The sequence below is a fragment of the Tumidithrix elongata BACA0141 genome (genome assembly GCF_036349135.1).
Taxonomy (GTDB): domain Bacteria; phylum Cyanobacteriota; class Cyanobacteriia; order Pseudanabaenales; family Pseudanabaenaceae; genus Tumidithrix; species Tumidithrix elongata.
The window spans coordinates 24057-37941 of record NZ_JAZBJZ010000008.1 but is presented as its reverse complement, the minus strand read 5'-3'; the positions used below and the strand labels follow the sequence as shown (position 1 = coordinate 37941).

Here is a 13885-nt window from a genome sequence, read left to right as displayed (position 1 = left end):
CCTAAATTTGTATAGCTCCTAGCGCCAATAGTGCGAAGTATAGCTGCAAGTTATCTTGGAATCAAAAAGAAATGAATCGTTAAGATGATTCACTGCATGAAATTTCAGGAATGCTCACCTCAATACAGTTCGTACTTCATTAATTGACAAGGTAACGTTCCATTGAATATTGCTGTTCGTTGGGATGACTTTAGTCCAATCGATCGCGATAGTTCCTTATTACCGCTCAGCACGAACGCAGTCCAACCCTTAAATCGTTGTTTGAGCACATCCCCCAATAGCTTATAGAATGCGCCCAAATCGCTATCTTTTCCCAAGCGTTCGCCATAGGGGGGATTGCAGAAAAAGACACCACTATCAGCGGGCGCACATACTTCCGAAAGTTCGATTTGAGAGAAATAGACATGTTCCAGTACGCCGCAGGTCTTAGCATTTGCGATCGCTTGTTCGATCACGTTAGGATTGCGATCGCTACCCCAGATCGGTGCGGGTAGCGTATCGCGTTCGCCTTCCTGCGCTTCTTGCGCCAACCGCTTGAAAAGGGAGAGGTCAAAGTCGAGCCAAGTCTCAAATCCAAAGCGATCGCGAAACATTCCTGGAGCAATATTTAGCGCTTTCAAACAGGCTTCTAGGGGTAGGGTTCCAGAACCACAGAGCGGATCGTAAAACATCTGCTCTGGTTGCCAACCTGAGATTTGAATCAATGCGGCTGCCAGAGATTCCTTAAGGGGGGCTGAGCCTACCGCTGGGCGATAGCCCCTACGGTGCAGACTATTGCCAGAACTGTCGAGACTGACCGTGCAAACCTCGCGATCGATATGCACGCCAATGCGTACATCGGGTTCTTGGGTCTCGACATCCGATCGCGCCCCAAACCGATCTTGCTGCTGATCGACGATCACATTTTTAACCTGAAGCGCCGTAAAGTGGGTGTGGTTGAGGCGATCGCTTTTACCTGTGGCATTGACTGCCAGCGTCAAATCTGGCGTGAGATACTCCGCCCAATCAATCGCCCTGATCCCTTCATAGAGATCCTCGGCATCGCGACAGGGAAATTCATCCAGTTTCCATAAAATTCGGAACGGTAGTCTTGCAAAAAGGTTGACGCGATAGAGCAAGGCGCGATCGCCCTCAAAGGCAGCTCCACAAAATCCTGGCTCTACGGAATGAGCGCCGAGTTGCTCTAACTCTTGAGCCGCAAGCGTTTCTAGTCCTCGGGCTACCGTTGCAAAATATTGATTCATAAACCTATGATACGGTTGATTGTAGTGATTTGTTAAGTTCCCTTTCCGCTGACCTAACTTTATGATCGCAATCGATCCACCAACGCTGACGCCGTTGAATAGTATTTTTCTGTTTGGAACTGCCTTTCTTGGGGGTGGTCTCAATGCCGTAGCAGGGGGTGGGAGCTTCATTACCTTCCCAACCCTCATCTTTACAGGGGTTTTGCCGATCGCAGCGAATGCCACCAATAACACGGCGATGTGGGTGGCTGGTTTGGCGAGTGCGGGGGCATACCGCAAAGATTTGGATATGCAAGGACGCTCGATCTTGATTTTGAGCATCACCAGTTTAGTCGGTGGCATCTTGGGCGCGATCGCCTTGCTATTCACCTCTCCCGATGTGTTTAAGAAACTGATTCCCTATTTATTGCTGCTGGCAACGCTGGTATTTATCTTTGGCGAATCGATCAAAGCCCGAATCCAAGCGCTGAGTCAGAAATCATCCTCTGAGCCACCGTCCCTCTTGAGCTTGGTGGTAGCGCAACTAGCGATCGCCATCTATGGCGGCTTTTTTGGGGCAGGTATCGGCATTTTAATGCTGGCAACCTTAACGCTTTCGGGCATTAAAAATATTCACGCCATGAATGCTTTAAAAGCCTTTTTGGCAACCTGCATCAATGGGATTGCCATTGTTCCCTTTATCTTTGCGGGTGTAATTGTATGGCCCCAAGCCCTACTGATGGCGGTGGGCGGTTCCTTGGGCGGCTATATCATTGCGCGTTTTGCTCGAAAGATTCAACCTGCGATCGTGCGGCGATTTGTGGCGATCGTAGCAGTGAGTATGACGGCTTACTTTTTCATTCTCGGCTAGCGATTATCAAACAGCCCCCTTACTTTTGTAAGGGGGCTGGGGGTATAGGTTCTCTTATTCCAAATTGACGTTATTCTGACGTTATTTCTGGCGTTATTAAAGAGAGGCATTTTCACAATGGATCGAGAATTTCCGTTGAGGCTTTAGCGACTGGTTAAAGCAGGAACCTTTAGGGCTTGTCCCGTATAGAGATCGGGATAGAGTGGGAAGCGATCGCAGAGGGTGGCAACTCTTTGTTTGCAGGTTTCTTGTACGGCTTCGTCTTCTGGGTTGAGCAAGCGATCGGCAATAATATCGGCGATCTCGCGAAACTCCTCTGTACCCAAGCCCCTTGTGGTCATGGCGGGAGAACCCACTCTCAAGCCACTGGTGACAAACGGTGAAGTCGGATCGAAGGGAACCGTATTTTTATTTGCCGTGATATTAACCCCACTGACAAGCAGATCGGCAACCTTGCCAGTCATGCCAATGCAACGTAGGTCGATCAGCATCAAGTGATTATCTGTGCCATCAGAAACCAACTTAAATCCACGTTTTTGCAGTTGTGTTGCCATCGCTTGAGCATTCGCAATGACTGCGCCAGAATAGGCTTTAAATTCAGGTTTTAAGGCTTCACCAAAGGCAACTGCCTTACCTGCAATTACATGCTCTAAAGGCCCACCCTGAGTCCCGGGGAACACAGCCTTATCGAGTTTTTTGCCCAGTTCCGCATCACGGGTGAGAATCAAGCCACCACGGGGGCCGCGTAGGGTTTTATGGGTTGTGGTTGTGACCACATCGCAGAAAGGAATTGGATTGGGATGATGTCCTGTTGCCACCAAACCAGCAATATGGGCAATGTCGGCAAATAGGTAAGCTCCAATCTCGTCAGCGATCGCTCTAAATTTATCAAACTGAATCACGCGAGGATAGGCAGAATAGCCGCAGACCAATAACTTGGGTCTATGCTTCAAGGCAAGTTCGCGCACCATGTCGTAATCTAGCTGTTCGGTTTCTGGGCTAACGCCATAATGCACTGCCTTAAACCATTTGCCCGAGACGTTCACAGGTGAGCCGTGGGTTAAGTGTCCACCGTGGGACAAGTCCATACCCATAAAGGTATCGCCGGGCTCTAAAAGAGTCAAAAACACGGCAAAGTTAGCCTGTGCGCCTGAGTGGGGTTGAACGTTGGCATGTTCGGCTCCAAAGAGTTGTTTGGCGCGATCGATCGCGATCGCCTCAATCTCATCCACAATTTCGCAGCCACCGTAGTACCGCTTACTAGGCAAGCCTTCGGCATACTTGTTGGTCAGTACCGAGCCTTGTGCTGCCATTACCGCAGGAGAGGTAAAGTTTTCGCTGGCGATTAATTCAATATTGCTGCGCTGTCTCTCTAGTTCTTGATTAATCAGGCCTGCGATCGCGGGGTCGGTATTCGCTAAAAATGAAATGTCTGCCACTCAAATATCTCCTAAACGTAGTGCTATCCATGCACGCAAGTCATATTGAGATATGCTAACACGCCAGATTGAGCAATTTGTTACGGCAAGGGGATATCGGTGTTGGGGCACAAGCTTAAGAATGGGATTTTTATTTAGAATCGCAGCTAGCCCAGAGAATTCTTGATTGCGCTAAATGGCTGATAGCTTTACAAACGAATTTGTTGGAAAATTTCGTTTATATTTAATAAAAACATAAACATGGAGGATTTGCGAATCTCAACATGCTGTTTTTATTAGGTGGGTTATTTCCAAAGCATCCTTTTCAATAAGGATTTTAAGTATTTCAAATTTGGTGAAAAGTATATTTAGGGCTAGAGTCTACTTTTCCACAGGCGTTTTACGCTTCTTACTGATGAAGTCAGTTTCAATGTAAGCGCTAAATCTCAAGTGGAGTGGGCGGGTGGCTCTCAATATAAAACGCATCGGATCTTGAAATCCAAACGTGTTTTGTTTCTATTTTAAAGAGAGCCAATTTTTGAGAAGTGAATCGCCCAAATCCTTCCTTAAGAGTAATCGAGCAATGGTTTAATGAATTACCAACGATCGAGGAGCTAAAAAAAGTCCCTGGTTTTGAGGTTAGCAAGCCCTACTATTTTGTGAGAATGGGCGGCAAATGGCATATTGGCAAAGAAAATCCCTACGTTGACGTCAAAAACCTCTGTGGTAAGCCAGAAAATATTCAGTGCTTTGCCGATGGTCCCGATATTAATAAGCGACTTGTAGGTAAAAGAGATAGTGAATCAGCAAGTCTCAATACCGTTAGAATCGTAGCAGAAAGAAAAGAAGGGCATATTTCAGGTGGATGCCTATTTGGAAAGAGCTTGCTGGATGAATCTGTATGTTTTGTATGGGAACAAACTCCCCAAGAAATTTACAGAAAACAAATCAATGATTACAAAAAATCACATTCGATCAGTCCTTTTTGGAAAATATTTGCCTGTTTCTTTTTGATCGTAATCATTGGAGCCGCAGAAATTTATTGTAATAATAAAAAAACTTCGCCTCCCGATACAACAGCCCAAACTCAGGTTGAGAATGCTGAAATCATCAACAAACTAAATTTGGAATATCAAAAACTTCCGTTAAATCAAAAGATATTCTTTTTGCAGAGAACGGGTTTATCTAAATCATCAGATTCAAAATCTACCTTTGAAAAGAAGTCTTTAAAAGATTTTATCTCAAGGCATTTTTACAAAAACAAGCCCTTATTTGATAATCCCTCTCAAAGAACTTTATTTCTCAAACACCTGTCAAATGAAATTGGGCTATCGATCGCACAAAATTTCTAAAGTACTTTGACGTGACAAAAATACTCCTCTTTGGGAATCGATCTGGCAGCCGTCAGGATGGGGTGAGACTGCCAGTAGCGTAGGGAATTGAAATGGATTTAAGAGGTTCGAGCCGCGATCGCATCGCCAAGAATTTTAAATAAATTGCTCTTGGTTTGGGCATGAGCTTCCTGTTCCCGCTGGAGAGCTTCTAGGGTGTCTTGATAGAGAAGCTTCCATCGTTCGCTTTCACTCTTATACTTTCGCAACCGTTCGATCAGGTCTTGAGCAGAAATTGTTTTCGTAACCATAAAACATCCTCACAGATTTTATAGATCGCTAGCCATCGATCCCGACCCCAAATAAGTTATTTGGGATCGTTGGAAACAAATCATAATGCCTTTAGCCAATTTCGGATCAACTCATTGACGCGATCGGGAATTTCGTCATGGGGACAATGCCCTGCCGTTACATAATGTTCTATGAGTGTAGGGTAATGCTCCTTAAACTTGGCTCCCCGCGCCCTTGTATTCATCCAAGGATCGCCTTCTCCCCAAATATTGAGTAAAGGGCAAGTCATCACCGACAACAGCTCATCGACTTTTTTACCCTGTGGCGTACTAAAAACCGAGGCAAATACTTGTGCTGCACCGCGATCGCAGGAAGGACGATAGATCTCTTCGACCAATTGGTCAGTTACAGCAGATGTATCGACATAGACCTTGAGCAAGGTCTGACGAATGCGCGATCGCCGTCTGACTAGCTGAAACAGCAAATTATTAGCCCAGGGCTGCTTGAGAACCGATTGGGCGACTTTACCCACGGCTTTTTGCACGGGATTAATCTTTTTCGCGCCCAGTGGATTGGTATCGGTAAAAGGCCCCGCACTATTGAGCAAGATGATGCCTGCCACAGACTGCGGATAATCGGCTGCCACGCATAAAGCAGCGTAGCCCCCCAAAGAGTTCCCAGCAATGACCGTAGGGCGACCAATTTTTTGCTCGATAAACTCATGCAACTGATCGCGCCAGAGATCGCCGCTATATTGCCAGTTGGGTTTTTGCGATCGACCAAAGCCCAGCATATCGATCGCCCACACTTCAAAATCGCGGCTGAGTTCGGTAATATTTTTACGCCAGTGATCGGTTGATGCGCCAAACCCATGCACGAGTAACAAAGGCGGCTTTTGCGAGTTTTGTCCTGCTTGGGTGTAATAGATTTTCTGGTCGCGCCAAAGCCAATAGTCTCCAGCGATCGGCATAGTAGAGATTGCAGTCATGAAGTCGCTCAAATGGGTTTTCTTTACATATCTTAACTACTATCCTAACTTACAGAATATCAACCAGAATATCGACTAAATCAAACTAGACTAGTACAAAGCTCCACAACTAAAAATTCTATAGACTTAGACTTAATGACTGCGCCGTTACTCACTACTACTCAGGTCAATCGCGCTGCACTCACACCGATGATGCAGCATTACATTGAAACCAAAGATCAGTATCCCCACGCCTTAGTGCTCTATCGGCTAGGTGACTTTTACGAAGCTTTTTTTGAAGATGCCCAGCTCATTTCCCGCGAATTAGAACTCGTCCTCACAGGTAGAGAAGGGGGAAAGGAAATCGGGCGCATTCCCATGGCAGGCATTCCGCACCATGCCCTCGATCGCTATGCTGCCCAATTAGTCGAGAAAGGATTTTCGATTGCGATCTGCGATCAAATGGAATCTGCCGCTGTGGCGCAGGGATTGGTGCGGCGGGAAGTGACAAGGGTGATCACGCCAGGCACGGTGATCGAAGAGGGGATGCTGCCCGCAAAGCGCAATAATTTTTTGGTGGCAGTGGTGAATGCCGCAGAAAACTGGGGGCTTGCCTATGCCGATATTTCCACGGGCGAATTCCAGACGACCCAGTTGCGCAGTACGGAACAGTTGGTACAGGAACTCTTGCGACTGCAACCCGCAGAGGTGCTCTTACCGATGGATAGTCCTAATTTGCATGGATTAAAAGAGTTCTTTAAAGCCAAAAATCAGCCCGAGCATCATCCTACACAAGATGCGATCGCCGAAAAGCGCGAACCCATAGAACTGCCCTCGGCTTACACAAAACTACCCGACTCCCTTTGTTACACGCAGCGATCGCAAACACCTTTTTCCCTTGCTGAAGCCAAACAGCGATTGCTGGAAACCTTTCGCGTGCGATCGCTGGAGGGATTTGGCTGTAATGCCCTGCCTTTGGCAATTCGCGCTTCGGGCGGACTGCTGGAATATCTATCCGCGACCCAAAAAAATCTCCAGACTCCGTTACAGAATCTTTCCACCTATACGGTGAGCGACTATCTCTTGCTCGATCACCAAACCCGTAGAAATCTAGAAATCACCCAAACGGTTCGAGACAGCACCCTCTATGGCTCTCTGCTCTGGGCATTGGATAAAACCACCACAGCCATGGGGAGCCGCGCCCTACGCCGCTGGTTGTTGCAGCCTTTAAAGAATATTCAAGCCATTGGCGATCGCGCCGATACGGTCGCAGAACTCTCTAGAAATCACAGCCTGCGCAAGAGCCTACGCCACGTTCTCAACCAGATTTATGACATCGAACGGCTATGCAGTCGCGTCGGGGCTGGTACTGCCAATGCCAGAGATCTCATTGCCCTAGCCCAGTCCCTCGGAAAACTCAGGGATGTTTCTGAGGTAGTCCTCGATGCTTGCTCTCCCTATCTGATTGGCTTGCAACAGGTACCATTGGATTTGGAACAACTCGGCGATCGCTTGGTGAATACCCTCGTGGAACAACCGCCGATTTACCTCACGGAAGGAGATCTGATTCGAGCAGGTGTGAATTCGCAACTGGATGAATTGCGCCAACAGGCGAAGGCGGATCTCGATTGGCTGGCAAATTTAGAGAAACTAGAAAGAGAACGCACGGGCATCAGTACGCTCAAACTCGGCTATAACAAGGCATTTGGCTACTACATCAGCATCTCAAAGGGCAAAAGCGATCAGGCTCCCAAGGACTACAAACGCAAGCAAACCCTCACAAATGAGGAACGCTATGTCACACCAGAGTTAGAAGAAAGAGAAGCTCGCATCGCCAAAGCCAAGGAAGCCTTGAATCTTTTGGAGTACGAACTGTTTATCGAATTGCGAACGGAAGTCGCCAAACATATCGAACCGATGCGCGCGATCGCGCAGGCTTTAGCCGCAGCCGATGCGCTCTGTAGTTTTGCTGAGGTAGCAGTTACCTACAATTACTGTCGTCCCGTGATTGCTGAGAATCGTTCGATTCAGATTAAAAATGGTCGCCATCCTGTCGTAGAGCAGTCCTTACCCGCAGGATTCTTTGTGCCCAATTCTGTGAATTTGGGTTATCCGTTATCCGCGAACCCTGAAGACACAGAATCCTCTCCAGATAGCGAACACCCCGATCTGATCGTGCTGACGGGGCCGAATATGAGCGGGAAAAGTATCTTTTTGCGACAAGTGGGATTGATTCAACTGATGGCTCAGGTGGGAAGTTTTGTACCTGCGGATGTGGCGAATTTAGGCTTATGCGATCGCATCTTTACTAGAGTGGGCGCAGTGGATGACTTGGCGACAGGACAATCAACCTTCATGGTAGAGATGAATGAAACGGCAAACATTCTCAATCATGCCAAGGAAACTTCTCTGGTGTTGCTAGATGAGATTGGTCGGGGAACTTCTACGTTTGATGGCATGGCGATCGCTTGGTCAGTCGCAGAATACCTCGCCACTGCGCTAAAGGCACGCGCCATCTTTGCGACACACTACCATGAGTTAAATGAGTTGGCGAGTTTGCTCCCCAATGTGGCAAACTTCCAAGTTACGGTGAAGGAGTTGGAAGACGAAATCATCTTTTTGCATCAAGTTCAACCTGGTGGAGCCGATCGCTCCTATGGTATCGAGGTGGGTCGCTTGGCGGGCTTGCCACCCACAGTAATCAGTCGAGCCAAACAACTCCTTGCCTACATCGATCGCAACAGCCGCATTGCCACGGGACTTAGAAATGCTGGTAATCCTTCACCTGAGAAAGCTCCAGCTAAGAGCAAAACCAAACCAGATAAAGCGCAATTGAGCATCTTCGATCGCGATATTTAGGAGTTCTGGTGGCGATCAATAACACTTAATGGGAAACTCATCAAAGCTAATCATAGCAATCAGTTATTTAGCCATGCCCCTACTACTCATCTCCGATAGTTTTTACAGCAAATTCCGATCAAATTCACCACAAGATAAAGGTTGTAATACCATTTTCAAAAATTAATGCGTCGCATTGTTTTTGAAAGACCGCGTGGAGCGCGAAACTCAAACCTCGATCTGTTGCAAATTCAAGTGAAATTGGGATAAGATCAAGTCCAGCCTTAGTTTTAGGATAAATTCTGTGGTTTGTCAGAATGCAATTTGCTGTAAGAATGCTTCTGCCGTAACCACCATCACATCGCGAAATGGGTGTAATACAAGCAAATCTTTATCACCACTGATTATGTACTGGGCTTTTCCGCTCAATGCCAAGTCTAAAACTTTATCATCTTTCGGATCTCGGCATTCTTGCACGTTTTCAACTATCTCAATTAGAACTCCTCTCTCTACTAAAGCTTCTAAAAATTCTTCTCGTTCTTCACTTGTCACATACCGATTAAATCTTTCGCGTCCCAATACCTCATTCAATTCCTCCAAAAGGTCAAGCGACAATAACACTTCTCCATTTGCTAGAGCATATCGAAGTGCTTGAGCGGGCTTTCCATTCTCAAATAGGAGCGCACTAATAATCACGTTTGTATCAAAAACGTAGCGCACGTTAATTCTCACTTAAAATTGAATCCAGAATTTCTGGGGTCAATCCTCGCCCTTGAGCATTCCGACTAATAGTGCTCATAACCATTTCTAGAGTCTTTTTGCTTCGCGTTGTATCACTCAGCTTGAGGCTAAGTAGTGCCTCTAATTTGCGGCGTTGTTCATCAGATGCAGCCTCAAAGATACGAGCGACCTCAGCATTAACGCGGATTTTGATGGTTTTTGTTTTCATCGCTAATTACTTAACATCTTCTAATAAAGATACTGTCTAACGAATAAGCCCTTGGATGTTGTCGAAATTCAAAATAATCATTGCCTATCCCTACTTAGGGTTATTTAGCCCTTCTTAAGAAATATTACTAGTACTTATACACAGACTTTTTGAATAAAATAACCCATTTACTAATTATACTCAAACTTTCTGGATAAAACATGGTAATTTACCGAGACTTGTACGAATCAAAGTCTTGATTTGCAGGTAGGCGTATTAACGAAGCTGCAATTACAAAACAAACCTCTAGATAGCACCTCAAACTAGGAACGGCTAGTAAACTCCAACTCGGCATCGACAATTTTTGTCCATCCAATACATCTGATTGGTAATGCCGTACTAACTCCTACTGCAATCCAAGAGTATGTTTCAACGCTCGATCGATTTCAATTGCGGGTAATGAGCCAATCGAACGCTGAATAGCAGAGAGTGTAATCGTTGCCAAGTTATCGAGCATGACCACTGAATCAGTCAATAGCCCCGATTGCTGCCCTTCGATGGAACTTAAAAGCACAGTAACTCGCCTAGGATGTCCTGCTCTCATCATCTGACTAGTAATCATCGCAACAATAATTTGAGGTAAGCCTGTCAGCAAGTTATCTGCTTGAACGACCAAAGCTGGTCTTGTTTTGGCAGTAGTCAAGTTAGAGTTTGGAAAAAGAACCAAAACAACATCATTGCGTCTAATGGTTAGCTTTGGCTGCGTCATAATCGTCGTAGATACTCATTTCTGGGCTATCCCAATCCTCTGCAAAGGTTGCCAAATTTGCTCGCAAGACTTGAGCTTGAACCCTGTCAATGTCATGAGAAGCGAGGTCGATCTCGTTCGAGCTAACAAAAGCCACAATAACCCGCGTTTCTTCATGTATGTTAGGAGGTTGTTCGACAAATTCTACTCGACCATTCCGATAAATTCCTTCAACAGTAGTTAGCATTTTGTTTTCTGCATCCTGTATCTACAACATTATAAAGGCAAGCAAGTCTCCCATAGGCAGGAATACGCCATCACGATTTTCGATCGCTACAACAGTTAAACGCTTTACTCACAGCCCTAATTGTCGCCTCGCCTCAAACAAGCCTAAAGCTGCGCTTACCGATAAATTTAAACTGCGTACCTTGGGGTGTTCCATAGGAATACAGACATTTTCGCATTGGACGATGAGGTCTTTGGGTAAACCCTTCGATTCGCTGCCAAATAGCAACCAGTCCCCCGCCTGAAATTGAAAATCCCGAAAACTGCGATCACTGTAGACACTAAAACAAACCAACCGTCCCGTAGCCACCTGCTTGAGCGCCTCTAAATTGGGGTGAACCTGCAAATTGACATATTCCCAATAATCTAAGCCTGCCCGTTTGAGTTGGCGATCGCTAATCTCAAAGCCCAGGGGTTCGACCAAATGCAAAGGCGTGTTCGTAGCAGCACATGTCCGCGCAATATTGCCCGTATTCGGTGGAATTTCTGGATAAACTAACACAACCTGTAGCATAGAGACTTTTGTTTTCTGAATTTTTGTGCGGATGGTTACATTTTGACTAGCACTAGTCTAATCTTAGATTTAGGATAGTAACTGTCGAAATTACCAATTTGCTAACAGTGAGGTTATGTCAGTAAGGAAAAGTAATCTAAAGGCTGAATCGACTTTTCAAGAGCGATTTGTTCAAGCTGTAAAAAACGATCTGATTGCAGGCTTACTTGTCATCATTCCCCTCGCAACCACAATTTGGTTGACCTTGACCATCGCCGCTTGGAGCATCGATCTCCTGACGCGCATTCCCAAGCAGCTCAATCCCTTAATGGGATTACATCCCCTGCTGATCAATTTGATCAACCTACTGGTGGGCTTAGCCGTGCCCCTAGCCAGTTTGTTGCTCGTGGGGCTGATGGCTCGTAATTTTGTCGGTCAATGGCTGCTGAAAATCAGCGAATCGCTTTTGCAGTCTATTCCCTTGGCTGGGGCAGTTTATAAGACACTCAAACAACTCCTGCAAACCCTCTTACAAGATTCTAACGAAAAGTTTCGGCGAGTCGTGTTGGTGGAATACCCTCGGCGGGGCATCTGGCGCATTGCCTTTGTCACAGGCGAAATCGGCGGTGAAATCGAGGCAGACTTGGAGCAGTCGATGCTAAGTATCTTTTTGCCCACAACCCCTAATCCTACAAACGGTTGGTACGCGATCGTGCCTGAAATGGATGTGGTAAACCTATCGATGTCCGTAGAGGACGCGTTTAAGCTAATTATTTCTGCGGGTATCGTTTTACCCGAACAACTGATTCCTACGGCAACAAAAGTCCCTTTAAACGAGTTGGAACTGCCACAGCACGAGGTACAATTACGCGCCGATCAATGAGTTACCTCATGAATTAACCCTGCAAAAGCTTAAAAGGAATGCACCCCCAGTTTTTAGTAAAGAGATTGGGTAATTTTTCAACTCAAGCAACAATTCCAACATGAAACCAAACACGAGGTTGTCATAATTCCCGTTATTCATCAAAAGGGACTTTTCATGACCATCTCACTATCGGGACTTATCCTACTCATCGTAATCGCGGCTGTTTGCGGTGCTATCGGAAAAGCCATCGCGGGTGACGTTCAAGGCGGGTTAATCGTCTCCATAGCCCTTGGCTTCATCGGAGCTATTCTTGGTCCTTGGGTGGCTCAGGCACTCAAACTCCCAGAGCCTTTTACGATCGCCATTGATGGACATCCCTTTCCAATCCTGTGGTCAATTATCGGTGCTGCCCTTTTTGTGGCGTTCATTCACCTATTCTCACGTCGAAGGTGGTAACTGGCTACTGCGTTTAGCCTAAAAGAGAGTCGTTTGGTTGCAAGCTGGTTGTCAGCGACGAACCTATCGCTTAATATCAGGAAAATTCCATTGATATTGATTGGGAAATAAAAAGTTTGTAAACGAAAGCGAAATGCTGACGTCTAGCGATCGCACGTAATGCCACCAAGCAACGGGTATAAAAATCACTTCCCCGGGCTCTACTACCACATCAATCATTTTTACCTGTTTGAACAATGGAAAGCGATCGTAGTCAGGGTTATCTAAATCGACTTCGCTAAAAACACCCCTATAGTTATAGATTAAATGGTTGTAATAGGGAGGAATCATCTTCCAGTGCTTGCGTCCGTAGACCTGTGCCATAAATATATTGGCAGTATCCTGATGTAGCGGGGTGATCGTGCCAGCAGGACCAAGCCAAAAGAAGAAATTGCCTTTTGTATTTTTGGGATCTAGGTATTCAGGGAAGAATTCAATCTGGTCAACGAGGCTTTGCATGCCTTCGCGTTCGATATTGCGATTATTGGCAACCATATAAAAATCATTCGTCGGATCGCTGTTAACAATCAAGTCAACATAGTCGCGCATGAGTAATTTTGTGCGGTGGAGATCGACATTAATTTCATGGATTGGATCTGAATTTCTGCCAGTCTGTACTTCAATTTCGACATCGCCATAGTTAGCTTTTAAATATTCAGGACTCCATAGAGATAAAGCTGGCCAGTTATCCATTAGTCCAGTCAAAATCACTGGGGTACTGGTGGCATAATAATTTTCTAAAAATTCTTGCTGCGTCAGCTTGTCTCGACGCTCTATTTGCTGTTGTTTGGGCGATAGCTCTGCCAGTTTGATGCTGATATCGGCATGAGATTCGAGCTTTCTCAGGGCATCGGTAAAGTTTCTACCTGCTTGAAAATAGGGATGAGATCTAACAGTTTGTAACTCTCTACGCGCTACATTGGCATCAATGCCATGCTGAACAAGGGTTTGAACGAGCGAATTATCATCTGCTCCTAATAGTTTATTCTCAGCAATCCATCGTTTCCAGTCGTCGGTTAGAGGCTTAGAGGGAACAACAAAAGGATTGTATTTGAGTGGACTAAATTCTTGAGTACCCAATTGATTGAAATAAGTCATTGTCTTTCACTCGGTTCTGTTGCAAAAAAATGAG

General features: G+C 45.9%; 15 protein-coding genes. 5 read left to right on the top strand and 10 right to left on the bottom strand.

The genetic code is table 11. The annotated features are described in order from the left end of the window. Window positions 1-119 precede the first annotated feature (119 nt). Window positions 120-1244, bottom strand: a complete 1125-nt coding sequence (locus V2H45_RS03550; protein ID WP_330482240.1) for a THUMP domain-containing class I SAM-dependent RNA methyltransferase — start codon at window positions 1242-1244, stop codon at window positions 120-122. 61 nt (window positions 1245-1305) lie between these two features. Between V2H45_RS03550 and V2H45_RS03545 the strand changes: the two genes are divergently transcribed. Then, a complete protein-coding gene (locus V2H45_RS03545; protein WP_330482239.1) occupies window positions 1306-2094 on the top strand; it encodes a sulfite exporter TauE/SafE family protein in 789 nt (262 codons plus the stop codon). Window positions 2095-2237: 143 nt separating this feature from the next. On the opposite strand, the gene glyA is transcribed toward V2H45_RS03545, so the two are convergent. Next, window positions 2238-3533, bottom strand: a complete 1296-nt coding sequence (gene glyA, locus V2H45_RS03540) for a serine hydroxymethyltransferase (RefSeq protein WP_330482238.1) — start codon at window positions 3531-3533, stop codon at window positions 2238-2240. Between the two features lie 644 nt (window positions 3534-4177). Between glyA and V2H45_RS03535 the strand changes: the two genes are divergently transcribed. Continuing rightward, window positions 4178-4864 carry a hypothetical protein gene (locus V2H45_RS03535; RefSeq protein WP_330482237.1) on the top strand — a complete coding sequence of 229 codons (687 nt, stop codon included), beginning with the start codon at window positions 4178-4180 and terminating at the stop codon, window positions 4862-4864. A 98-nt stretch (window positions 4865-4962) separates the two neighbouring features. Here V2H45_RS03535 and V2H45_RS03530 read toward each other — a convergent pair whose 3' ends face one another. Continuing rightward, window positions 4963-5154, bottom strand: coding sequence for a hypothetical protein (locus V2H45_RS03530; protein WP_330482236.1), 192 nt, complete (start codon window positions 5152-5154; stop codon window positions 4963-4965). Between the two features lie 80 nt (window positions 5155-5234). Further along, a complete protein-coding gene (locus V2H45_RS03525) occupies window positions 5235-6122 on the bottom strand; it encodes an alpha/beta fold hydrolase (RefSeq protein ID WP_330482235.1) in 888 nt (295 codons plus the stop codon). Between the two features lie 135 nt (window positions 6123-6257). Between V2H45_RS03525 and mutS the strand changes: the two genes are divergently transcribed. Further along, complete coding sequence (gene mutS / locus V2H45_RS03520; protein WP_330482234.1) at window positions 6258-8960, top strand: DNA mismatch repair protein MutS; 2703 nt, start codon at window positions 6258-6260, stop codon at window positions 8958-8960. Window positions 8961-9251: 291 nt separating this feature from the next. Here the strand turns inward: mutS and V2H45_RS03515 are convergent, their stop codons facing one another. The 5 genes from V2H45_RS03515 to V2H45_RS03495 all read right to left on the bottom strand — a co-directional run bounded on the left by V2H45_RS03515 (window position 9252) and on the right by V2H45_RS03495 (window position 11414). After that, a complete protein-coding gene (locus V2H45_RS03515) occupies window positions 9252-9659 on the bottom strand; it encodes a putative toxin-antitoxin system toxin component, PIN family (protein WP_330482233.1) in 408 nt (135 codons plus the stop codon). Window position 9660: 1 nt separating this feature from the next. Beyond that, window positions 9661-9888, bottom strand: coding sequence for a hypothetical protein (locus V2H45_RS03510; protein ID WP_330482232.1), 228 nt, complete (start codon window positions 9886-9888; stop codon window positions 9661-9663). Between the two features lie 385 nt (window positions 9889-10273). After that, window positions 10274-10636: a type II toxin-antitoxin system PemK/MazF family toxin gene (locus V2H45_RS03505; protein ID WP_330482231.1), complete on the bottom strand. Its 363-nt coding sequence runs from the start codon at window positions 10634-10636 to the stop codon at window positions 10274-10276. Continuing rightward, window positions 10611-10862 (bottom strand): hypothetical protein, encoded by a 252-nt coding sequence (locus V2H45_RS03500; protein ID WP_330482230.1) that lies wholly within the window; start codon window positions 10860-10862, stop codon window positions 10611-10613. Before V2H45_RS03500 ends, V2H45_RS03505 begins: the two co-directional genes overlap by 26 nt. 108 nt (window positions 10863-10970) lie before the next feature. Next, window positions 10971-11414: a tRNA (cytidine(34)-2'-O)-methyltransferase gene (locus V2H45_RS03495; RefSeq protein ID WP_330482229.1), complete on the bottom strand. Its 444-nt coding sequence runs from the start codon at window positions 11412-11414 to the stop codon at window positions 10971-10973. A gap of 115 nt (window positions 11415-11529) precedes the next feature. Between V2H45_RS03495 and V2H45_RS03490 the strand changes: the two genes are divergently transcribed. Both V2H45_RS03490 and V2H45_RS03485 read left to right on the top strand, forming a co-directional pair. Next, window positions 11530-12276: a DUF502 domain-containing protein gene (locus V2H45_RS03490; protein WP_330482228.1), complete on the top strand. Its 747-nt coding sequence runs from the start codon at window positions 11530-11532 to the stop codon at window positions 12274-12276. Window positions 12277-12432: 156 nt separating this feature from the next. Then, window positions 12433-12714 carry a GlsB/YeaQ/YmgE family stress response membrane protein gene (locus V2H45_RS03485; protein ID WP_330482227.1) on the top strand — a complete coding sequence of 94 codons (282 nt, stop codon included), beginning with the start codon at window positions 12433-12435 and terminating at the stop codon, window positions 12712-12714. Between the two features lie 63 nt (window positions 12715-12777). Here V2H45_RS03485 and V2H45_RS03480 read toward each other — a convergent pair whose 3' ends face one another. Then, a complete protein-coding gene (locus V2H45_RS03480) occupies window positions 12778-13851 on the bottom strand; it encodes a cupin-like domain-containing protein (protein ID WP_330482226.1) in 1074 nt (357 codons plus the stop codon). Window positions 13852-13885: the final 34 nt, after the last annotated feature.